20 protein-coding genes are annotated in these 22,477 nt (G+C 65.1%); 8 read left to right on the forward strand and 12 right to left on the reverse strand.

Annotation, left to right across the window (positions count from 1 at the left end; genetic code table 11):
* Positions 1-945 (reverse strand): glutamine-hydrolyzing GMP synthase (guaA, locus tag HY852_RS03390; protein ID WP_291602619.1); only part of this gene is annotated, 945 nt, incomplete at its 3' end.
* A gap of 127 nt (positions 946-1,072) precedes the next feature.
* Between guaA and HY852_RS03395 the strand changes: the two genes are divergently transcribed.
* Positions 1,073-1,444, forward strand: coding sequence for a nuclear transport factor 2 family protein (locus HY852_RS03395; protein WP_291602621.1), 372 nt, complete (start codon positions 1,073-1,075; stop codon positions 1,442-1,444).
* A 106-nt stretch (positions 1,445-1,550) separates the two neighbouring features.
* Here the strand turns inward: HY852_RS03395 and HY852_RS03400 are convergent, their stop codons facing one another.
* Together HY852_RS03400 and HY852_RS03405 are read right to left on the reverse strand one after the other, a co-directional pair.
* Positions 1,551-2,852, reverse strand: a complete 1,302-nt coding sequence (locus HY852_RS03400; protein WP_291602623.1) for an RsmB/NOP family class I SAM-dependent RNA methyltransferase — start codon at positions 2,850-2,852, stop codon at positions 1,551-1,553.
* A gap of 34 nt (positions 2,853-2,886) precedes the next feature.
* Entirely contained in the window at positions 2,887-3,309 is a 423-nt protein-coding gene (locus HY852_RS03405; RefSeq protein WP_291602625.1) for an MAPEG family protein, read from the reverse strand.
* A gap of 195 nt (positions 3,310-3,504) precedes the next feature.
* Between HY852_RS03405 and HY852_RS03410 the strand changes: the two genes are divergently transcribed.
* Positions 3,505-4,353: a metallophosphoesterase gene (locus HY852_RS03410; RefSeq protein ID WP_291602658.1), complete on the forward strand. Its 849-nt coding sequence runs from the start codon at positions 3,505-3,507 to the stop codon at positions 4,351-4,353.
* Positions 4,354-4,435: 82 nt separating this feature from the next.
* On the opposite strand, the gene HY852_RS03415 is transcribed toward HY852_RS03410, so the two are convergent.
* The 4 genes from HY852_RS03415 to HY852_RS03430 all read right to left on the reverse strand — a co-directional run bounded on the left by HY852_RS03415 (position 4,436) and on the right by HY852_RS03430 (position 8,028).
* Positions 4,436-4,717 carry a hypothetical protein gene (locus HY852_RS03415; protein WP_291602627.1) on the reverse strand — a complete coding sequence of 94 codons (282 nt, stop codon included), beginning with the start codon at positions 4,715-4,717 and terminating at the stop codon, positions 4,436-4,438.
* A gap of 144 nt (positions 4,718-4,861) precedes the next feature.
* Positions 4,862-5,884, reverse strand: coding sequence for an NADP-dependent oxidoreductase (locus tag HY852_RS03420; protein WP_291602629.1), 1,023 nt, complete (start codon positions 5,882-5,884; stop codon positions 4,862-4,864).
* Positions 5,885-6,095: 211 nt separating this feature from the next.
* Positions 6,096-7,592, reverse strand: coding sequence for an IMP dehydrogenase (guaB, locus tag HY852_RS03425; protein ID WP_291602631.1), 1,497 nt, complete (start codon positions 7,590-7,592; stop codon positions 6,096-6,098).
* A 187-nt stretch (positions 7,593-7,779) separates the two neighbouring features.
* Positions 7,780-8,028 carry a hypothetical protein gene (locus tag HY852_RS03430; protein ID WP_291602633.1) on the reverse strand — a complete coding sequence of 83 codons (249 nt, stop codon included), beginning with the start codon at positions 8,026-8,028 and terminating at the stop codon, positions 7,780-7,782.
* A 135-nt stretch (positions 8,029-8,163) separates the two neighbouring features.
* Between HY852_RS03430 and HY852_RS03435 the strand changes: the two genes are divergently transcribed.
* Entirely contained in the window at positions 8,164-9,645 is a 1,482-nt protein-coding gene (locus tag HY852_RS03435) for an MFS transporter (protein ID WP_291602659.1), read from the forward strand.
* A gap of 228 nt (positions 9,646-9,873) precedes the next feature.
* Positions 9,874-10,740: a hypothetical protein gene (locus HY852_RS03440; protein WP_291602635.1), complete on the forward strand. Its 867-nt coding sequence runs from the start codon at positions 9,874-9,876 to the stop codon at positions 10,738-10,740.
* A gap of 125 nt (positions 10,741-10,865) precedes the next feature.
* Here the strand turns inward: HY852_RS03440 and HY852_RS03445 are convergent, their stop codons facing one another.
* Complete coding sequence (locus HY852_RS03445) at positions 10,866-11,552, reverse strand: RlmE family RNA methyltransferase (protein ID WP_291602638.1); 687 nt, start codon at positions 11,550-11,552, stop codon at positions 10,866-10,868.
* Between the two features lie 6 nt (positions 11,553-11,558).
* On the reverse strand, positions 11,559-12,638 hold the full coding sequence (locus tag HY852_RS03450; protein WP_291602640.1) for a Ppx/GppA phosphatase family protein: 1,080 nt from the start codon (positions 12,636-12,638) through the stop codon (positions 11,559-11,561).
* A 197-nt stretch (positions 12,639-12,835) separates the two neighbouring features.
* On the opposite strand from HY852_RS03450, the gene HY852_RS03455 reads away from it, so the two are divergent.
* Positions 12,836-15,208, forward strand: a complete 2,373-nt coding sequence (locus HY852_RS03455; protein ID WP_291602643.1) for a xanthine dehydrogenase family protein molybdopterin-binding subunit — start codon at positions 12,836-12,838, stop codon at positions 15,206-15,208.
* Between the two features lie 281 nt (positions 15,209-15,489).
* On the opposite strand, the gene HY852_RS03460 is transcribed toward HY852_RS03455, so the two are convergent.
* Positions 15,490-16,290 carry a hypothetical protein gene (locus tag HY852_RS03460; protein WP_291602645.1) on the reverse strand — a complete coding sequence of 267 codons (801 nt, stop codon included), beginning with the start codon at positions 16,288-16,290 and terminating at the stop codon, positions 15,490-15,492.
* Positions 16,291-16,454: 164 nt separating this feature from the next.
* Here HY852_RS03460 and HY852_RS03465 point away from each other — a divergent pair, with 164 nt between their 5' ends.
* Genes HY852_RS03465 through HY852_RS03475 form a run of 3 tightly spaced genes read left to right on the forward strand, consistent with a single transcriptional unit; the run spans position 16,455 to position 19,875 of the window.
* Positions 16,455-16,952: a YaiI/YqxD family protein gene (locus HY852_RS03465; RefSeq protein WP_291602647.1), complete on the forward strand. Its 498-nt coding sequence runs from the start codon at positions 16,455-16,457 to the stop codon at positions 16,950-16,952.
* A 9-nt stretch (positions 16,953-16,961) separates the two neighbouring features.
* Positions 16,962-18,773, forward strand: coding sequence for an ABC-F family ATP-binding cassette domain-containing protein (locus HY852_RS03470; RefSeq protein ID WP_291602649.1), 1,812 nt, complete (start codon positions 16,962-16,964; stop codon positions 18,771-18,773).
* 22 nt (positions 18,774-18,795) lie between these two features.
* On the forward strand, positions 18,796-19,875 hold the full coding sequence (locus tag HY852_RS03475) for a D-TA family PLP-dependent enzyme (protein WP_291602651.1): 1,080 nt from the start codon (positions 18,796-18,798) through the stop codon (positions 19,873-19,875).
* A gap of 62 nt (positions 19,876-19,937) precedes the next feature.
* Here HY852_RS03475 and HY852_RS03480 read toward each other — a convergent pair whose 3' ends face one another.
* Together HY852_RS03480 and HY852_RS03485 are read right to left on the reverse strand one after the other, a co-directional pair.
* Entirely contained in the window at positions 19,938-21,212 is a 1,275-nt protein-coding gene (locus HY852_RS03480) for a TIGR03862 family flavoprotein (RefSeq protein ID WP_291602654.1), read from the reverse strand.
* A gap of 149 nt (positions 21,213-21,361) precedes the next feature.
* Complete coding sequence (locus HY852_RS03485) at positions 21,362-22,279, reverse strand: SDR family NAD(P)-dependent oxidoreductase (RefSeq protein ID WP_291602657.1); 918 nt, start codon at positions 22,277-22,279, stop codon at positions 21,362-21,364.
* Positions 22,280-22,477: the final 198 nt, after the last annotated feature.

The raw sequence follows: 22,477 nt of genomic DNA on the forward strand, positions 1-22,477 counted from the left end.
CTTGCGTTTCTGCTCGGGGTCCTCGACGCCGGCGAGCGCCTTGAGGAATACCTCGCTGACGTCGACATGCACCAGCGGAATGTTGTAGCTGTCGCGGAACAGCGTCACGACCTTCTGCGCCTCGGCCAACCGCAGCAAGCCATGATCGACGAACACGCAAGTGAGCTGCTCGCCGATCGCCTCATGGATCAGCACCGCGGCCACCGCGGAATCGACGCCGCCCGAGAGGCCGCAGATCACCTTGCCACTGCCGACCTGGTTGCGGATCTTCTGGATCGCCTCCTCGCGGAAGGCGCGCATGGTCCAGTCGCCGCTAAGGCCGGCGATCCTGCGCACGAAATTGCGGATCAGCCTGGCCCCATCAGGCGTGTGCACCACCTCGGGATGGAACATCACGCCGTAGTACTTGCGCTTCTCGTCCTGGATCACCGCGAACGGCGCGTTCGGCGAGGTGCCGGCGACGGAAAAGCCGGGCGGCATCCTGGTGATGCGGTCGCCATGGCTCATCCACACCTGGTGGCGTTCGCCCATCGCCCAGGTGTCCTCGAACAGGCGGCTCGCGGCTTTCACCTCGACGTCGGCGCGGCCGAATTCGCGGTGATGGCCGCCCTCGATGTCGCCGCCGAGCTGGGCCGCCATGGTCATCTGGCCGTAGCAGATGCCGAGCACCGGCACGCCGGAATCGAAGATGGCTTGCGGCGCGCGCGGGGAGCCTTCCTCATGGACGGACTCGGGGCCGCCGGACAGGATCACCGCTTTCGGCTTCATCTCCTCAAAGGCGGCTTCGGCCTTCTGGAACGGGACGATCTCGCAATAGACGCCGTCTTCGCGCACGCGCCGGGCGATCAGCTGGGTTACCTGGCTGCCGAAGTCGACAATCAGAATCTTGTCATGCGCCGAGGCCACCGGGGACATCGACTCGCGGGCTTTCTGTGCTGCTGTCATGGCAAGCAGATACGCGACGAGGCACGGCCTCGCAACCGCGCACCGGCGCCGGCCCACATTCTTATTTGGGCATTTACAAGGGTAATATATGTCAGTATTATTGACCTAATTTGCCAAGGAGGAAATCATGCCGGATCACCATCAGCCAGCGGCATTGGCGGCGCTCGGACGCGAGTGGATCGCGGCCTGGAATTCACGCGATCTGGAACGCGTGCTCGCGCTCTATGCTGACCATGCCGAGATGAGCTCCGAGCATATCGCCGGCTTCGGCTTCGATTCCACCGGAACGCTGCGCGGCAAGGACCGGCTGCGCGCCTATTGGAGCAAGGGGCTGGAGCTGCTGCCCAACCTGCATTTCGAGCTGATCGATGTTTTCGTCAGCCCGGACAGCATGGTGGTGTTCTACGAGAACGAGCGCGGCAAGAAGATCTGCGAATACCTGCGCGTCGACGCGGACGGGAAGATCATCCAGGGCTCGGCCAATCACGTGGCGCAGTAGCGAGCCGTCATCGCGAGCGAAGCGAAGCGATCCAGACTATCGCCGTGGATACATTCTGGATTGCTTCGCTTCGCTCGCAAAGACGGGACTCGCAATGACGCGTGCGTCAGCCGCCCCGCTTCAGCACCGACACGAAGAACCCATCGGTGCCGGTGCGGCGCGGGGTCATCAGCCAGCCTTCGGCCGAGCGCAGCGCGGCGGCGGCGAAGGCTTCGGCCTTGCCGCCGAGCTCGCCGACCGTCTGTTCTGGAGGCACCACCGCGAATTCGGGATGACGAGCAACAAAGGCGCGGACCTGCTCGCCGTTCTCCGGCGCCAGCACCGAACAGGTGATGTAGGCGATGCGGCCGCCCGGCTTGACCAGGGGAGCGGCGCGCTCCAGCGCCTCGGCCTGGTCCTTCAACCGCACCTCCAGCGCGCCCGGGCGCATCCGCCACTTGGCGTCGGGATTGCGGCGCCAGGTCCCGGTTCCCGTGCACGGCGCGTCGATGACGACGAGGTCGGCGGACGCCTTGATGCCGGCAAGCGGCTCGCTCTCGCCCTTCGGCGTGCGCACTTCCGCATTGTGGACGCCGGCGCGCGACAGCCGCTCGTGGATCGGTGCGAGCTGCCGCTTGTCACGGTCGGTGGCGATCAGGCGGCCCTTGCCCTGCATCATGGCCGCCAGCGCCAGCGTCTTGCCGCCCGCGCCGGCGCACAGGTCGATGACCTGCTCGCCGGGTTTTGCCCCGGAAAAAAACGCCGCCAGCTGCGAACCTTCATCCTGAACTTCAATGCCGCCCTTGATGAAGTCCTCCTCGGCATGGACCCCTATGTTGCGGGCGTCGGCGGAAAGCTCGATGCGCAGCCCCCACGGCGACCACGGCGTTTGTCTCGCGCCGAGATGAGACAGCGAGCGCGATACCTTTTCGCGGCCGGCCTTGAGCGTGTTGACGCGCAGGTCGAGCGGCGCCCGGCTCGCCATGGCGGCGGCCTCGAGCGCGCGGTCCTCGCCGAAGACCTGCGCCAGATAAGGATCGAGCCATTCCGGATAGTCGCCGGCGACGGCTGCGGGCGCGCCGTCGAGCGAGCGCGAGGCAAGCGCCTTCTGTTCGGCATCGCTCAAGGGCGCCGGCGCGAAGCGGCTGCCGTCGCACAGCGCGGCGATGGTCGCAGCGTCCATGCCGCGCTCGAGGTGGAGCATGCCGAGCACCCGCGCCCGCGGCGTGTCGGCATCCATGATGAAGGCGCTGGAGGCGTAGCGGCGCAGCACGTCCCAGACCAGCCCTGCGATCGCGGCGCGATCGCCCGAGCCGGCAAAGCGGTGCGCCGTACCCCACTCCTTCAACGCCTTGGCGGCGGGAACACGCTGGGTTTCGATGGCGTCGATGAGCTCGATGGCCGCGGAGAGCCGGGCAGCAGGGGTCATATCAATCTTTCAGTTCAAATCCGGCTCTTAAGCCTCAGATCAGCAAGAGCATCTTCAGCGCGAAATAGATCCACATCGCGAGCAGCACCAGCGCGCCGGCGATCCACACGGTCGAGCGCCGGCCGAAGTCGTTCGAGGTGACGAAAACGCCGGCATGCGCCAGCCGCGCCACGACGAACACCCACGACATCAGCACCATGAACAGATCGGCACGGCGGAGCGGCAGCGCCAGCGCGATCAGGACGTAGAACAGGACCGGCAGCTCGAACTGGTTGCGATAGCAGTTCGCAATCCGGGTCACCCGGGCCGGCCAGTTCGGCTGTCCGAGCGCGACGTCCTTGATCCTGGTCTCGCCGGCAACCAGCGTGGCCCGCCGCGCCGCCACCATGGCGATCAAGAGCACGAAGGTCAGCGCGACTTCGACAAAGACCGGCAACAGGACCATCTGGACTGACATTCATGTTCTCCGCCGGGCCCTGCCCGCCCCGTCATTAACGGCGGCCGTCTGCCAACACAATCAAGCCGTTCAACCACCATCGCCAATTCGCCGGTCAAGCGGCGCTGAATCCGGGGAGATTTGGCCCCGGGCGGACGAGCGAGAAGCCGTCCGGCCCGTCATCAATCCGACGTGGCCCGCCTGTATTATCGCACCATGCCCGAATTCCGCCTGACGCAGGTCTCCGACACCCACCTCGCCCGCCGCCACGCGAGCCTGACCGACAACTTCCATCGCGTCAGCGAGCGCATCGATCGGCACCGGCCCGATCTCGTCGTCAATACCGGCGATCTGGCCTTTGACGGGCCGAACAGCCGCGACGACCTCGACTTTGCCAAGGCCCTGCACGAGGCCCTGCCGGTTCCCTGCCGCTACCTGCCGGGCAACCACGACATCGGCGACAACCCGACGGCTGTCGGCTCGCCGCCATCGCAGCCCGTCACTGACACACATCGCCGGCAGTTCCGCTCGGTAATCGGCGAAGACCGCTGGCAATTCGAGGCTGCCGGCTGGTGCTTCATCGGCCTCAACTCGCTGGTGATGAATTCGGGCCTTGGCTGCGAGGCCGAGCAATTCGATTGGCTGGCGTCGGAACTGTCGCGTGCGAGTCGCAAGCCGATCGCCCTGTTCCTGCACAAGCCACTGTTCCTGGAGGCGCCCGACGATCCGGAACTTCCCGAGACCGCGATCCGCTATGTCCCGCAGCCCGCGCGGCAGCGGCTGATCGAGATGCTGGACGCGGTCGACCTGCGGCTCATCGCCAGCGGCCATGTCCATCAGTTCAGGGATTTCACCTATCGCCGGAGCCGGCACATCTGGGCGCCGTCCGCCGGCTTCGTCATCTCCGACGCGCGGCAGCAGCGGATCGGGCTCAAGCACGTCGGCCTGGTGGAGTATCGCTTCCGGCCCGACAGCGTCGAGGTTCGCCACGTCCGCGCGCCCGGCCAGGTCGACGTCGACCTGGATTCGCTGCTCTCGGAAATGGAACGTCGTGACGAGAGTTAGGTCAGCTCTAACCGCATCGTCAGTCCTGACCTCTCCCTGGGGAGAGGTGAAGCTGAGCTTGCCGCCGGATCGATCAGGCCAGTCAAGTCTGAGAGGCGTCCTTCAGGTCGCGCTTGATGGTGTCGAGCAGCGCCTGCAGCGTCTTGGGATCGGCGCGTGGTGGCAGCGGCGGCGGCAACACCGGCGGGGGTGGAAGCCGCGGCGCTTCCGGAAGCCGGCGCCCGACCGTTTTCGGCTCGGCCGAAGCTGGATCCGGGTGAACGAACTTGCCGTGCAGAACGTCTTCGCGACGACCCATGATCCAGAGCGTCGTCCAATAGAAGGCCGCCAGCAGAATGACGCAGAGAATACCCAGCTCGAACATGGCTACACCCAGCGATTGGTGTATTGATTCGACGCTTGGGTTTTACGGTCAAGCGCGCGCTGCCGCCTTCGGGTACCGTTTCCGGCCCAATGTGACAATTCGGCTACGCCGTTGAGGGCGTAGCCATCGTCCATCACCAGCGCGTCAGGCCTTGTCCGGACCGACCCGCACCAGCTGCTTGCCGAAATTGGCGCCCTTGAGCAGGCCCATGAATGCGGTCGGCGCGTTCTCGAGCCCCTCGGTCACGAACTCCTTGTACTTGATCTTGCCCTCGCGCACCCAGGTCGACATGTCGTGCAGGAAGTCGCCGTGGCGAGCGGCGAAATCCGAGACGATGAAGCCGCGGAACGTCAGCCGCTTGGTCAGGATCGCGCGCATCATCGAAGCCGCCCATTTCGGCGGTTTCGCCTCGGTGTCGTTGTAATGCGCGATCAGGCCGCAGACCGGCACGCGCGCGAACGGGTTCAGCAGCGGGAACACCGCCTCGAACACCGCGCCGCCGACGTTCTCGAAATAGACGTCGATGCCCTTCGGGCAGGCGGCCTTCAGCTTGGCGGCGAAATCCGGATCGCGGTGATCGATACAGGCATCGAAGCCGAGCTCGTTCCTGACGTAGTCGCACTTGTCCTTGCCGCCGGCGATGCCGATGGCATGCGCGCCCTTGATCTTGGCGATCTGCCCGACCGCCGATCCGACCGCGCCGGAGGCCGCCGCAACGACGACCGTCTCGCCCGGCTGCGGCTTGCCGATGTCGAGAAGGCCTGTGTAGGCCGTCATGCCGGGCATGCCGAGCACACCGATGGAGGTCGAGATCGGCGCGAGCTTCGAATCGACCTTGATGAGCCTCTCGCCATTGGAGATCGCGTGCGTCAGCCAGCCCAGGCGCGACCGCACGATTTCTCCTGTCGCAAATTCGGGATTGTTGGAGGCGATCACTTCGCACACCGTTTCGCCTTCCATCACGCCGCCGACCGGCACCGGCGCGGCGTAGGAGGCGGCATCGCTCATGCGCCCGCGCATATAGGGATCGAGCGACAGCCAGATGGTGCGAAGCAGAAGCTCGCCTTGCCCCAGCGTCGGAACGGCGAATTCCTCGATGCGGAAATCGGACGCTTTGGGTTCGCCCACCGGACGTGAAGCGAGAACGACGCGCTTGCCTTGGGACATGATGGCTTCCTCCAATGATATTTGTCCTTGCGAGCGAAGCGAAGCAGTCCAGCCTAGTCAAGACTGGATTGCTTCGTCGCTGACGCTCCTCGGAATGTCGGCGTTTGAAATGCACTCCGTCATTCCGGGGCGGTCCGCAGGACCGAACCCGGAATCTCGAGATTCCGGGTTCGATGCTAACGCATCGCCCCGGAATGACGGAGAATGAAACTTACACCCCGCCGGGATAATTCGGGCTTTCCCGCGTGATGACGACGTCGTGCACGTGGCTTTCGCGCAGGCCCGCTCCGGTGATGCGGACGAACTGCGCCTTCTCGTGGAATTCCGCAAGGTTGCGCGCGCCGACATAGCCCATCGCGGCACGCAGGCCACCGGCGAGCTGGTGCATGACGTTGCCCACCGGCCCCTTGTAGGGCACCTGGCCCTCGATGCCCTCCGGCACCAGCTTGAGCGTGTCCTTGATGTCCTGCTGGAAATAGCGGTCGGCGGAGCCGCGCGCCATCGCGCCGACCGAACCCATGCCGCGATAGGCCTTGTACGAGCGGCCCTGCCACAGGAACACTTCGCCGGGCGTCTCGTCGGTGCCGGCAAGCAGCGAACCGACCATGGCGATGTCGGCGCCGGCGGCGAGCGCCTTGGCAAGGTCGCCGGAATACTTGATGCCGCCGTCGGCGATGACCGGGATGTCTGCTTTCCTGGCCGCCTCAACCGAGTCCATGATCGCGGTGAGCTGCGGCACGCCGACGCCGGCGACGATGCGCGTGGTGCAGATCGAGCCCGGCCCGATGCCGACCTTGATGGCGTCCGCACCGGCATCGATCAGTGCCTGCGCGCCTTCCCTGGTTGCGATGTTGCCGGCGATCACCTGCACCGCGTTGGACAGGCGCTTGATGCGGTTGACCGCTTCCAAGACGCGCGAGGAATGGCCGTGCGCGGTATCCACCACCACAACGTCGACGCCGGCGTCGATCAATCGCTCGGTGCGCTCATAGCCGCCCTCGCCGACCGTGGTGGCGGCGGCAACGCGCAGGCGCCCCTGCGCATCCTTGGAAGCGAGCGGATGCGCCACCGCCTTCTCGATGTCCTTCACCGTGATCAGGCCGACGCAGCGATATTGATCGTCGACCACAACCAGCTTTTCGATGCGGTGCTTGTGCAGCATCCGCTTGGCCTCGTCCTGGCTCACGCCCTCGCGCACCGTGACGAGGCGCTCATGCGTCATCAGCTCGGAGACCTTCTGCCGGCCGTCGGTCGCAAAACGCACGTCGCGGTTGGTGAGAATGCCGACCAGCTTGCCCGGCAGGTTCTTGGCCGCGCCGGTGACGACGGGGATGCCGGAAATGCCGTGATCGCTCATCAGCCTCAAGGCATCGTCCAGGGTCGCCTCGGGACCGATGGTCAGCGGATTGACCACCATGCCGGACTCGAACTTCTTCACCTGCCGGATCTGGGCCGCCTGCCCCTCGGGATCGAAATTGCGATGGATGACGCCGATGCCGCCGGCCTGCGCCATCGCAATCGCCATGCGCGCCTCGGTGACGGTGTCCATCGCGGACGCCATGATCGGAATGTTCAGCGGAATGGCTCTCGTGACGCGCGAGCGGATTTCCACTTCGGATGGCAGCACGTCCGAGAGGGCGGGCTTCAACAGCACGTCGTCGAACGTATAGGCTTCGCGGATGCCTTGAAGACCTTGCGCCAGCGCCATTGCCAACTCCTTTCAGCGGCGGTCCGCCGCGACAAGTTCGGGGATGAACGTCGCCGTCAGCGCTGCCATACGGCATCGCCGTCGAATCGAGGCCCATCGGTGGGGTTGACGCCGGTCGATAGCATGGCGGGCCGCCGAATCAAAGCAATTCGGACGGGCTGGCAGCCATGCACAGGCTTTTTGGGGGTCAGCGCGGATAGCCGGGCGGCGGGCCGTGCTGGCGGATCGCCTCGACCACCTCGCGATGGCGGCGGTCCTCCCGCTTCATGTGCACCGCAATGAGGGCATGCGCCGACGGTACCAAGAGCAGGATGGGAAAAACCAGCCCGAAAAGGACGCAAAACACGATCAGGACGAGGTTGAAGATCGCCGAGAACGGCTGACCGTTCAGGAGGAGACCAAGCGGCGGCACCAAGGCGGCAAGAATGTAGATCATCGTCCAGCTCCGGAAGGCGGCGGAGAAGCGTCATGCCGCCGTCACGCGGGATTTAGGTCGTTTATCCGGTTCCGCAATGGCCTGCGGGCGGCGAGAATGATAATCCGCGACTCCCGCCTCCCTCATTCATCGGTCATGCCGGTCAACAAGCAACGCGTGATTCCGCTGATCGTGGCGACCGCCCTGTTCATGGAGAACATGGACTCGACGGTCATCGCCACCTCGCTACCGGCGATTGCGGCCGACATCGGCACCAGCCCGCTGACGCTGAAACTTGCGATCACCTCCTATTTGTTGTCGCTCGCGGTATTCATCCCGGCGAGCGGCTGGACCGCCGACCACTTCGGCGCGCGGCTCGTGTTCGCGATCGCGGTCGGGGTCTTCATGGTCGGCTCGATCGGCTGCGCCCTGTCCTCGTCTGTGCACCACTTCGTGCTCGCGCGGATCCTACAGGGCATGGGCGGCGCGATGATGACGCCGGTCGGCCGGCTGGTGCTGCTGCGCTCGGTCGACAAGAGCGCGCTGGTCAATGCCATGGCGTGGGTGACCATTCCGGCCCTGATCGGACCCGTGATCGGTCCGCCGCTCGGCGGCTTCATCACCACCTATGCCTCCTGGCACTGGATCTTCCTGATCAACATCCCGATCGGCCTGCTCGGGATTTTCATGGCCCTGCGCTTCATCGATCCGATCAAGAGCGAAACCCAGGAGCCGTTCGACCTCTACGGCATGGTGCTCGCGGGCATTGGCCTCGCCGGCATTGCCTTCGGCCTGTCGGTGGCCGGCCTCAACCTCCTGCCGTGGAGCATCGTGATCGCGCTGATCGCCAGCGGCTCGATCGCGATGACGCTATACGTCTTTCATGCGCGGCGGACGGGCTCGCCGGTGCTGGATTTCTCCCTGTTGCGCCTGGCGACGCTCCGGGCCTCGATCATCGGCGGTTTCATGTTCCGCCTCGGCATCGGCGCGCTGCCGTTCCTGCTGCCGCTATTGATGCAGATTGGCTTCGGGCTGACGCCCTTCGAATCCGGCCTCGTCACCTTCGCTTCATCGGCCGGTGCGATGGGCATGAAGACGCTGGCCGCCCGCATCATCCGCACCTTCGGCTTCCGCCACCTGATGACGGTCAACGCGGTGGTCTCTTCGTTCTTCCTCGCCGCCTGCGCGCTGTTCACCGCGACGACGCCGCTGCTCCTGATCATGATCATTCTGGTGGTCGGCGGCTTCTTCCGTTCGCTGCAGTTCACGGCCATCAACACGGTCGCCTATGCCGAGGTCGAGAACGCTCAGATGAGCCGCGCCACGACGCTCGTGAGCGTCAACCAGCAACTGGCGATTTCCGCCGGCGTTGCCGTCGGCGCATTCTCGGTCGAATCCACCATGTGGCTCGGCAACGTGCACGAGCTGAACGCGCAGGTTTTCGCGCCGGCCTTTGTCGTGGTCGCCATCCTTTCAGCGGCCTCGGCCTGGTTCTTCTGGCAGATGCCGGACGATGCCGGCCACGAAATCTCGGGCCGCAAGGCGGTCGAGATTTCCAGCCGCAAGGGCGCGGCAGAGGCCGCGGTCAAAGCCGCGAGCGAGACCACCGGCGACGCGCGGGACCAGCGGCTGGGGTAGAGCGGGCGCTCATGAAAGCGCGGCAAACAGATATTGCGTAATTGCCTGACGCCCCAATGTTGGATCTCTGCTCCCGGTGCCATGTAGGATCGCGTCGGCCGCATAAAGCTTGGCGACGGCTGTATCCGACCTTCGACATGCGCGTCTCAAATTGTTCGGCGCGCCGGCGGAACATCTGCGATGACGGGCTCGTTCCTCTCGTTGGGGGCAAATCAGGAGGAGGCTACCATGAGGGCACCTCAGCTCTCCGCATTACTGTTTGCCGTGCTCACCTTTAGTGCCGTCGCCGCGGAACCTCAGAAGCTGTGGGAGGCGAGCGGCTTCAAGAGCCCCGAGTCGGCGGTCTTTGATCGAGCCGCGGGGGCTATCTATGTGTCGAACGTCAACGGCGATCCGATGAAGAAGGATGGCAATGGCTTCATCTCAAAGCTCGGGCCGGATGGAAAGGTCGTGACAATCGAGTGGGTCAAGGGACTCGACAGTCCGACCGGCCTGGCGCTCGCCAATGGCAAGCTGTACGCCGCAGATGTGGATCGGATTGCGGAAATCGATACGGCCAAGGGCGAAATCATCAACCGGTACGAGGCACCCGGATCCAAGTTCTTGAACGATCTCGCGGCTGACAAGATGGGACGGATCTACGTCTCCGACATGGTGACAAACAGCATTTGGGTACTCGATGGCGGCAAGCTGTCGCTCCTGATGCAGGATGACGCGCTCGACAACCCGAACGGGCTTATGGTCGAGGACGGGCGGCTTGTGGTCGCGTCGTGGGGCAAGATGGCCCCGGACTTCTCGACCAAGGTGCCCGGCCACATGAAGGCGGTCGATCTCGCGACCAAGAAAGTGTCTGCTCTTGGTGACTCGAAACCAGTCGGCAATCTCGATGGTGTCGAGCCCGCTGGCAAAGGCGGCTATCTTGTCACCGATTGGGTAAGCGGCGGGCTGTTCCACGTCGCGAACAATGGCACCGCGACGCGCCTCCTTTCGCTCAACAAGGGGAGCGCCGATCTCGGCGTGGGGCCGGACAGCATTGTCATGATCCCGATGATGATGGACGGCACTGTTGTGGCTTACAGGGTCGATACGCACTGAGTGAACATGTAGATTGGCGTCGGCGTAGCGACGGACCTTGCCGGGCATAGCTGCGGGTGACTCGCAGAGGCAACCCAGACCATCATCCTGTATTGCTTCGCTCCGCTCGTGCCGCCCTTGTAGGGCTATGGCCTCGCCGCTCCGCGAAACCCGGTCGCCAGGACATAGCGTTCCGAGGAATCCTGGCGGCTGGCGCCGGGCTTGACGTGACGCACGACCGCAAAATCGCGCTTGAGCTGCGCGAGCAGTTCCGCGTCCGCGCCGCTCTGGAACACCTTTGCCAGGAACGTCCCGCCGGGCTTGAGCACATCGCAGGCAAAGGCAGCCGCGGTCTCCACCAGGCCCACGATGCGCAGCTGATCGGTCTTACGGTGGCCGGTGGTGTTGGCCGCCATGTCCGACATCACGACGTCGGCGCGACCGCCCAGCATCGCCATCAACTTTTCCGGGGCATCGTCGGCCATGAAGTCGAGCTGGGCAAAGCTCACGCCGGCAATCTCGGGCATCTCCAGCACATCAATGGCGACGACCTTGCCCCTGCCCTCCGCGGAGCCGACGCGCTTGGCGGCGACCTGGCTCCAGCCGCCGGGCGCGGCGCCGAGATCGACCACGGCCATGCCGGGCTTGAGCAGGTGATACTTGTCGTCGATCTCGGTCAGCTTGAACGCGGCACGCGAACGAAAACCCTCGCGCTTGGCGCGCGCCACATAGGGATCATTGAGCTGGCGCTCCAGCCACAGTTTCGAGGACAGCTTGCGCTTGCCGCCGGTCTTCACCGTGATGTGCAGCCGGCCGGTTGAATCCTTGCCCATCGTGCCTCACCAGCTCCGCAGCGAGCCGTCCTCGCGCATCATCTCGACCAGCATGCCTTCGCGCAGGCCGCGGTCTGCAACCCGCAGCCGTGGCAGCGGGAACGCGTGGCGGATCGCATCGAGGATGGCGCAGCCCGCAAGCACGAGGTCGGCGCGCTCGACGCTGATGCAGTTGTTATTTGCCCGTTCCTCATAGCTCATGCCGAGCAGGCGCGTAACAGTCGCCGAGATTTCGTCGTCGTCCAGCCAGATGCCGTCGATCCGGCGGCGATCGTAACGGGCAAGGTTCAGGTGGATGCCGGCGAGCGTGGTCACCGTGCCTGAGGTGCCCAGGAGGTGCATGTCGGCAAGATCGCGGCCATGCACTTCCGCAAAGGGGGCGATGTGCCCTGCCACTTCCTGCTGCATCCGGGCGTAGGACTCCGCGGTGACGTCGCGGCCACCGAAATGCTCCGCCAGCGTCACGACGCCGAGGGGGATCGACATCCAGGACTTGATTCGCGGCTTGCGGTCCTTGTCGTGAGGATCGCGCTCGATCCGCACCAGTTCCGTGGAACCTCCGCCGATATCGAACAGGATGGCGCCGCGTCCTTTTGGGTCGACCAGCGGCGAACAGCCGAGCACGGCCAGCGCGGCTTCGGTCTCGCGGTCGATCACTTCGAGGTGAATACCCGTCTCGGCGGCCACCCGATCGCGGAAATCCTGCGCGTTCGAGGCGGCCCGGCAGGCTTCGGTGGCGATCAGCCGCAGCCGCCTGGCCCTGCGGAACTGGATCTTGTCGCGGCAAATGGAGAGCGCGGCAACGGCGCGCTCGGTCGCCGCCTCGCTGATGCAGCCGGTCGCCGAAATGCCTTCACCCAGCCTGATGATCCGCGAAAAGGAATCGACGACGCGAAATCCGTCGTGGGTCGGACAGGCGATCAGCAGCCTGCAATTATTGGTGCCGAGATCCAGCGCGGCATAGACGCTGGTTCCCGAACTCTGCACATGAGGCCGCTCGGCGGTGGCAAGCGCCGCCGTCGTGGCCGACCCCGGCAGCTCTCCGCGCGGCACATGGCCATCACGGAGCCCCGTGTCATCGTTCATTCAAACTGTCTTTCCACGGCCCTCGAAGGGCCGTCTGGAATTGCTTTTTCGAGGGAAACATTAGCAGCGCGGCAGGACTGCGCAACAATCCATCACACGGACCATGCCTAATCAGGCGTTGTGGCCGCATTATCGGTGCGTTATCTGGTCTGAGCCCCGCGAAATTGCGGGAAAAGCCGCCATTCAGGTTGTTTGCAATGCAAGAACATACGCCGTCAACGACCCTCGAAACTGCTATCGCACTGCAAAAATACGGTGTCGGCCAGCCGGTCCGGCGCAAGGAAGATGACACGTTGGTGCGCGGCAAGGGCCGCTACACCGATGACTTCAACCTGCCCCGCCAAGCCTATGCGTATATCGTGCGCTCGACCCATGCCCACGGCGTTATCCGCGGCATCGATACTTCGGCCGCAAAGGCGATGCCGGGCGTGCTCGGCGTCTGGACCGGCGCCGACCTCGTCGGAGCCGGCCACGGGCCTTTTACCTGCGGCCTTCCGCTGAAGAGCCGCGACGGCACGCCGCTGTTGCAGACCAACCGCCTGCCGCTGACGAGCGACAAGGTGCGCTTTGTCGGCGATCCCGTCGCCTTCGTCGTGGCGGAGACGCTGGCGCAGGCGCGCGATGCGGCCGAAGCGATCGACATCGACATCGAGCCGCTGCCCGCCGTCACCGATCCCGAGGAAGCGGCCAAGCCCGGCGCGCCGCAGCTCTACGACCACATCCCCAACAACGTCGCGCTCGACTATCACTATGGCGACACCGCGAAGGTCGAGGCCGCCTTTGCCGGCGCCGCGCATGTGACGAAGCTCGACATCCTCAACACCCGCGTCGCCGTGGTCTCGATGGAGCCTCGCGTCGGGCTTGCCTCCTACGATGCGAAGACCGGGCGCTACACCATCCAGGTCCCGACCCAGGGCGTCGCCGGCAACCGCGCCAACCTTGCGAAGAACCTGAACGTACCGAACGAGAAGGTCCACCTGCTGACGCCTAATGTCGGCGGGTCGTTCGGCATGAAGAACATCAACTATCCCGAATATATGTGCATCCTGCACGCGGCCAAGGAACTCGGCCGTCCCGTGAAGTGGACCGACGAGCGCTCGACCGCGTTCCTCTCCGACAACCATGGCCGTGCCCAGAACATTCATGCCGAACTCGCACTCGATGCGGACGGCCATTTCCTCGCGGTCAAGATCTCCGGCTACGGCAATCTCGGGGCCTACATCACCGGCGTCGCCCCGCTTCCCCTCTCGCTCAACATCGGGAAAAATCTCGGAAGCGTCTACCGCACGCCCCTGATGAACATCGATATCAAGACGGTGCTGACAAACACCACACTCATGGGCGCCTATCGCGGCGCCGGCCGGCCCGAAGCCAACTATTTCATGGAGCGGCTGATCGACCGCGCGGCCGACGAGATGGGCATCAACCGCCTCACCCTGCGCAAGCGCAACTTCATCAAGCCGAACCAGATGCCGTTCGCGGCCTCGTCAGGCGTCACCTACGACAGCGGCGACTTCCAGGCGGTGTTCAGCAAGGCGCTCGAGCTTTCGGACTATGACAACTTCGCCAAGCGCAAGCGCGAAAGCCGAAGAGGCGGCAAGCTGCGCGGCATCGCGGTCGGCTCTTATCTCGAAGTCACCGCCCCGCCCGGTGTCGAGCTCGGCAAGATCGTGTTCGAGGAAGACGGCTCGGTACGCCTGATCACCGGCACGCTCGATTACGGCCAGGGCCACGCCACGCCGTTCGCGCAGGTGCTGTGCGCGGAGCTGGGGGTTCCCTTCGAAAGCGTCAAGCTCGAACAGGGCGACAGCGACGTAGTCCATACCGGCAACGGCACCGGCGGCTCGCGCTCGATCACGGCCAGCGGCATGGCCATCGTCGAGGCCTCCAGCCTTGTCATTGAGAAGGGCAAGCGCGCCGCGGCGCATCTGCTCGAGGCCGCCGAGGCCGACATCGAATTCGCGGGCGGCCGCTTCACCATCGCCGGGACCGACCGCAGCATCAACATCATCGAGCTCGCCAAGCGCCTGCGCGAGGGCAAGGTGCCGGACGGCGTGCCCTCTTCGCTCGACGTCGACCACACCACGCAGCCAGTGCCCTCGGCATTCCCGAACGGCTGCCATGTCGCGGAGGTCGAGATCGATCCGGATACGGGCGAGGTGCGGATCGTGCGCTACACCGGCGTCAACGATTTCGGCACCGTGATCAATCCGATGCTGGTCGCCGGCCAGATCCACGGCGGGGTCGCGCAGGGCATCGGCCAGGCGCTGATGGAGCATGTCCGCTACGACGACAACGGCCAGCCCGTCACCGGCTCGCTGATGGATTACGCGCTGCCGCGTGCCGGAGACATCCCGTCCATGACGGTTGGCGATCATCCGGTACCGGCAAAGTCCAATCCGCTCGGCACCAAGGGCTGCGGCGAGGCCGGCTGTGCCGGCAGCCTGTCCACCGTGGTCAATGCCGTGCTCGACGCGCTGTCGGAATATGGCGTCAAGCACCTCGACATGCCGCTGACGTCCGAACGCATCTGGCGCGCCATCCAGGACGCGAAGGCGAAGGCGGCGTAGGCCGGCGCTTCCCTCGAGGGTCTCTCGCTGATCCACAAACACTACTGTCATCACCCGCGAAAGCGGGTGATCCAGTATTCCAGAAACGGCGTGGCAAGAATCGAGATGCCCCGGCGTACGGGATGCCCCCGCCTTCGCGGGGCATGATGGATGAGTGTGGGGGAACGCCTTCGCCGCAACAAACGCTCGTCATACGCGGGCTTGACCCGCGTATCCATCTTCAAGAGAGAGCTTCTCGCGTCCGATGGATTGCCGGGTCAAGCCCGGCAATGACGGTTCCGCTACGCCGCGGCCTGCTCGCGCGGCTGGTAGATCGCAACATGCAGGCAATGGGCGATCGGCGTCTTGCCGTTGGCGACGATCAGCGCATCGAATTCGACAAAGCGGTGGCCCTTCTTTTCGTAATTGGCGATCACCCTGGCGCGCGCGGCGATCTCGTCGCCGCTCTTTGCCGCGGCCAGAAGCTGCATGCGGCTGCCGACGTGAATCCATGGCCCAAGAATGGTGTTGTCGACCAGCACGCGATTCATCACCCGCTGCACGAGGCCGGGATGGCCGAGGCCTTCGCGGTCGTAGATCGGATCAGCTTCCCTGATATCCTCGAGATATTCCTTGGCGGCTTGCCCCGCCCAGCGGCGCGGCGCGGTCCCGAGCCATTTGCCGACCTCGAAGGTCGCGGGGGTGACCGGCGTACGTTCGGCAACGGCGGCAACCTCCTTGAACGCACTCAGGTTGACCGCGGGCGCGGATGCCGGCAGCGAGGCCGTGCCGGTGGCACACAGCTCGCCGCGGCTGAAAACCTCGATCGTCAGCTCACCGTCGTTTTCGAGGCTCTCCACCTCCGCCATCTCGCCGTCATAGACCGGCTTGATGAACCGCGCGTCGATCAGGCCGCGTTCGAGGAAAGCGCGGCCCCACTTCGCAACCGGCACGTGCATCATGTAGGCCATCACGTCGACGCCAGGCACGAGGCCGCCGGAGAAGCCGAAGCGTTTGGCCACAGTATCGTCATGCATCTTGTTTTCGGATTGCCAGGCGGTGTTGTAGGCCGCCACACGATAGGTTTCGAGCCGGTTCGGCATGCTGCCCTTCCCTGACATTGGTCTTGCTTATGGAATGATCGTACGGCCCGAGGAACCGGCGTGGCAAGCGCGTTTCCGTCCGTCTTTTCCTCGCAATTCGGCCGCGAATGGGGTACCACGCGCGTCTTGAGCGCACAGGTCGCGTTCCCCAGATCTGCAGGCGAATGACGAGCTCTTTGAACACCCCCCGCATCTATGTCGACGCCGATGCCTGCCCAGTCAAAGACGAAATCTACCGCGTCGCGATCAGGCACGCCCTCCCGGTGAGCGTGGTCGCGGGCAATTTCATTCGCGTGCCGCAGGATCCCCTGATCGAGCGCGTGGCGGCGGGTGCCGGCATGGACGCTGCCGACGACTGGATTGCCGAACGCGCCGGCAAGGGAGATATCGTCATCACCTCGGATATCCCGCTGGCGAGCCGTTGCGTGAAAGCCGGCGCCGAGGTGATCGCACCCAACGGCAAGCCGTTCACGGAGCAGTCGATCGGCATGACCCTGGCCGTGCGCAACCTGATGACCGACCTGCGGTCATCCGGCGAGGTCACCGGCGGCCCGAAATCCTTCGCGCCGCGAGACCGTTCGACGTTTCTGTCGACTCTCGATCAGACCATCCGCCGCATCCAGCGCCAGCGCGCGGCAGAGCCGGCGCCAAGACAGGGTTGAGACCGAAGCATGGCGCCGCCGCTGATCCAATTGAGATCTATCACGCTGACCTTCGGCGGCACCCCGCTGCTGACCGGCGTCGATCTGACGGTCTCGCCTTCCGAGCGCGTCTGCCTGGTCGGCCGTAACGGCTCGGGCAAATCGACGCTTCTGAAAATCGCGGCGGGCCTCGTCGAACCGGATGGCGGCACGCGTTTTGTTCAACCGGGAGCAACTGTCCGCTACCTGCCGCAGGAGCCGGATTTCGGCGACCACCCGACCACCCTCGCCTATGTCGAGGCGGGCCTTGCACCGGGTGACGACCGCCATCCGGCCCGCCATCTCATGGAGCAACTCGGCCTGACGGGCGATGAAAATCCCGCGCATCTGTCCGGCGGCGAAGCCCGGCGTGCCGCATTGGCGCGGGTGCTGGCGCCATCGCCCGACATCCTGCTGCTGGACGAGCCGACCAATCACCTTGACCTGACCACCATCGAATGGCTCGAACGGGAGCTCGACAGCCGCCGCAGCGCATTGGTCCTGATCAGCCACGACCGGCGCTTCCTCTCCAACCTGTCCCGCTCTACCGCCTGGCTCGACCGCGGCAAGATCAAGCAGATCGACCGGGGCTTTGCGGCGTTCGAGGCCTGGCGCGACGAGGTGCTGGCGGAGGAAGAGCGCGAACAGCACAAGCTCGGGCGCAAGATCGTCGATGAGGAGCATTGGTTGCGCTACGGCGTCTCCGGTCGGCGTAAGCGCAACGTCAAGCGGCTCGCCAACCTGCACGCCCTGCGCGCGCAGAAGCGCAACTATCGTGGTACGGCCGGCAGCGCCAATCTCGCCGCTGCGGAAGCGGAAAAATCCGGCCGCATGGTCATCGAGGCCAAAGGCATCAGCAAGGACTTTGGCGAGCGCAGGATCGTCGACAATTTCTCGATCCGCATCCAGCGCGGCGACCGGCTCGGCATCATCGGGCCGAACGGCGCGGGCAAGACCACGCTGGTCAATCTGCTCACCGGCGCGATCGCAGCGGACTCCGGCAGCGTCAGGCTCGGCGCCAATATCGAGATGGCAACGCTCGACCAGCACCGCGAAAGCCTCGATCCCAAGGTGACGCTGGCCGAAGCCCTTACCGGCGGGCGCGGCGATCACGTCATGGTCGGCGGCAAGCCGAAGCACGTCGTCGGCTACATGAAGGACTTCCTGTTCGCGCAGGAGCAGAGGGGCACGCCGCTCGAAGTGCTCTCCGGCGGCGAGCGCGGGCGCTTGATGCTGGCCCGGGCGCTGGCCAAGCCCTCGAACTTGCTGGTGCTGGACGAGCCGACCAATGATCTCGACCTCGAGACACTCGACGTGCTGGAAGATATGCTAGGCGATTACGAGGGCACGGTGATCCTGATCAGCCACGACCGCGATTTCCTCGATCGTGTCGTGAGCTCGGTGGTCGCGCCGGACGGCAAGGGCAAATGGATCGAATATGCCGGCGGCTACAGCGACATGCTGGCGCAGCGCGGCAGCGACTTGACGCGCGAGACGGTGAAGGCGCAGGTCGGGGAAGAAAAGAAGGAGGCGAAAGCCGCTGCCCCGGCACAGGCTCCCAGGCGACGGCTGAGCTTCAACGAGAAGCACGCTCTGGAAACGCTGCCCAAGAAGATCGACGACCTGCACGCCGACATCGCAAGACTCCAGCGTATCCTCGACGATCCCGCCCTCTACGCCAAGGATCGCAAGAAATTCGATGAAGCTTCCGCCGCCATGGCCAAGGCGCAGCACGAACTCGCCGCCGCCGAAGACCGCTGGCTTGAGCTCGAAATGTTGCGCGAAGAGATCGAACAGGCCTGAACGTCGAAAGCAGAGAGATGATATGACCACTCCCCTCGCCGCCAGGATCGCCCGCGAATACGGCACGCCGTGCGCCGTCATCGACATGGATCGGGTCGAACGCAACATCGCCCGTATTCAGGCGGCCTGCGAGGCGGCGGGCCTCGCCAACCGCCCGCACATCAAGACGCACAAGAGTCCGGTGCTGGCGAAGATGCAGATCGCGGCCGGCGCGAAAGGCATCACCTGCCAGAAGCTCGGCGAGGCCGAGATCATGGCGGACGCCGGGATCGACGACATCCTGATCAGCTACAACCTGATCGGCGAGGAAAAGATGGCGCGCCTGGCCGCGCTGCAGGCCAAAGCGCACATGACGGTCGCGGCCGACAACTCCACCGTCATCGCCGGCCTGCCACAGGCCGCGGCCGCATCGGGCCGCCCGCTTTCGGTGGTGGTCGAATGCGACACCGGGCGCAAGCGCGCCGGCGTCGAGACGCCGGCCGAGGCCGTGACACTGGCGCGCGAGATCGCGGCGTCCAGGGGGCTGACCTTCGCGGGCTTCATGCTCTACCCGACCGAGACCGGCTGGGTTGAAGCACAGAAGTTCCTTGATGAAGCGCTGGCCGGCGTGCGCGCCCATGGGCTCGATGCTGCGATGGTTTCGACCGGCGGCACGCCGAACCTGAAAAATCTGGGCAAGCTCAAGGGCGGGACCGAACACCGCTTCGGGACCTATATCTACAACGACCGCATGCAGGTCGCCGCAGGCGTTGCCACCTGGGACGATTGCGCGCTCCACATCTATTCGACCGTGGTGAGCCGCGCCGCGCCCGAGCGCGGCATACTCGATGCCGGCTCGAAAACCCTGACGTCGGACAGCGGCGGGCTGGAAGGCCACGGTCTTATCCTGGAACACCCCGAAGCCAGGATTGCGCGCTTTGCCGAGGAGCACGGCTTTCTCGACCTGTCGCGCAGCAACACGCGCCCCAATGTCGGCGACGTCGTGCGCATCGTGCCGAACCACGTCTGCGTCGTCGTCAACATGATGGACGAAGTGGTGATGGTGCGGGGCGACGAAATCACCGGCGCGCTCAAGGTGGCCGCAAGGGGAAAGCTGCGGTAATCGAACCTCATCCTGAGGAGCCGCGAAGCGGCGTCTCGAAGGATGAGGCCCCGACCGTGGCCTCATGGTTCGAGACGGCGCTTTCGCGCCTCCTCACCATGAGGATCACCAGAAAGCCACTTCAACACGCCCCTGCCCGCGGCGGCGCCGGTAGCGAACGAAGCCTGCAACAGGTAGCCGCCGGTCGGCGCCTCCCAGTCGAGCATTTCGCCGGCCGCGAAGACACCGGGCAGACGGCGGATCATGAAATCGGCGTCGAGCTCGTCGAAGGAAATGCCGCCGGCGCTCGAAATGGCACGCGCAATCGGCGCGGTGCCCGTCAGCCTGAGCGGAACGGCATTGATCAGTTCGGCCAGTTGCGCCGGTGAAAGCGAGGACAGCGACACGCCGGTATGCATCGCCGCCTCCTGCAACAATCCGATCGCGACCGGCGACAATTGCACGGCCTTGCGCAGGAAGTTCGAAAACGACTGCTTGCGGCGCGGCGACGACAGGCGCTTGGCCACCTCGTTCTGATCGACATCGGGGCGCAAGGCGATGCGGAGGGTGACCTCGCCTTGCGCCGCGATCGCCTCGCGCAGCTCCGCCGACAGCGCGTAGACGGCACCGCCTTCGATGCCGCTCCTGGTGATGATCGCTTCGCCACGCACGACATGCAGGCCAAAGCCCAAGGCAATACCCTTTAGCGGCTGGCCCTCGAAGCGCTCGCGAAAGATGTCCGACCAGGCGACGATGAAGCCGCAGTTGGCCGGCCGCAGCGGCGAGACCTGAACGCCCCTCGGGGCGAGTATCCCGACCCAGCTGCCGTCCGAGCCGAGGCGCGGCCAACTGGCGCCGCCCAGCGCGAGCACCGTCGCGCGTGCATCAACGACACGAAGCCCATCTGGCGCCTGAAACGTGAGACGCCCCTGCTCGTCCCACCCAATCCAGCGATGACGAAACGCGAACTTCACGCCTGCCGCGTCGAGCCGCCGCAGCCAGGCCCGCAGCAGGGGCGAAGCCTTCAAGACTTTGGGAAACACGCGACCGCTGGTGCCGACGAAGGTCGGCTGGCCCAGCTTCTCGCTCCACTCGCGCAGCGCCTGCGGCGGGAAGGTGCCGATGGCGGCCTTGAGCCTCGGCGCGGCCTCGCGGTAGCGCTCCAGAAACTGCGGCAGCGGCTCGCTGTGGGTGAGATTGAGGCCGCCGCGGCCGGCCATGAGGAACTTGCGCCCGGGCGACGGCATCGCGTCATAAACGGTGACGCGCGCTCCGCCCTGCGCCACGATTTCGGCCGCCATCAGCCCCGCAGGACCGGCGCCGATGATGGCGATTTCTTTACGAGAGCTGGATGCCATTATGCGAGTTTACGCTCCAGCGACGCCGCACTAAAGGTCGTCATGCCCGGGCTTGTCCCGGGCATCCACGCAAACTTTTCGCAAGGCGCCAAGACGTGGATGGCCGGGACAAGCCCGGCCATGACGCAGGCTAGCAATTTGCCGAAAGGCTACAATTTGATCCCGGCGCGCGCGGCGGCCTGGCTGACGTACTTGTTCGTCTGCTCGAATGCGCCCTGCAGCGCCTTGGCCTTCGACATGTCGCTGATCTCGGCGAAGTGGGCCGCGACCGCGTCCGGCGTCCATTCGGACTCCGGCAGGTTGATGCCCTCGCTCTCGATGATCCTGATCACCGCAAACGAGCCCGCGCCCGCCCCCATGATGGTGCGGGTCGGCGCGTCCTCGCTGAGCATGTATTCGACCGCCGGCGTGATCGACTGCGGCTTCATCAGGGCCAGCGCCTGCGGCGGCAGCAGCTCTTCAGTCATGCGGGTCGCCGCGGTCGGCGAGATGATGTTGACGCGAATGTTGTTCTTGCGGCCCTCTTCCGCCAGCACGTTCATCAGGCCGACCATGCCGGCTTTCGCCGCGCCGTAGTTGGCCTGGCCGAAATTGCCGAACAGGCCGGAGGACGACGTCGTCATCACAATGCGACCGTAGTTGCGGTCGCGCATTCCGTTCCACACCGCCTTGCAGCAGTAGAAGGTGCCGACGAGATGCACGTCCAGTACCTTCTGGAAATCGGCCACTTCCATCTTGCCGAACGACTTGTCGCGCAGGATGCCGGCGTGGGCGCACAACAGATCGACGCTGCCCCACTCCTTGGTGGCGCGCTCGACCATCGCGGTCACCTGCTCGAAATTGGAGACATCGGCGCCGTCGGCCATCGCGGTGCCGCCGGATTTCCGGATTTCCTCGACAACCTTTTCCGCCGGGCTCAGGGAGCCGCCGCTACCGTCCCGCGCACCGCCGAAATCGTTGACCACGACCTTGGCGCCGCGGCTGGCAAGTCCCAGCGCATGCGCCCGCCCCAGACCATTGCCCGCGCCGGTGACGATGGCGACGCGTCCGTCAAACCTGATTGCCATGAGAGAGTCTTCCCTATGTCTTCTTTCCTTCTCCCCTTGTGGGAGAAGGTGGCGCGGATGCAATCCGCGCCGGATGAGGGGTCTGTCGCCGCGGAGAGAGACCCCTCACCCGGCAACATCTCGCTTCGCTCGATTTCGCCACCCTCTCCCACAAGGGGAGAAGGTAGGAGCGCTCGGGAAGAGATTGACCGCTATTGA

This window comes from Bradyrhizobium sp. (assembly GCF_016213215.1).
Classification (GTDB): Bacteria; Pseudomonadota; Alphaproteobacteria; order Rhizobiales; family Xanthobacteraceae; genus Bradyrhizobium.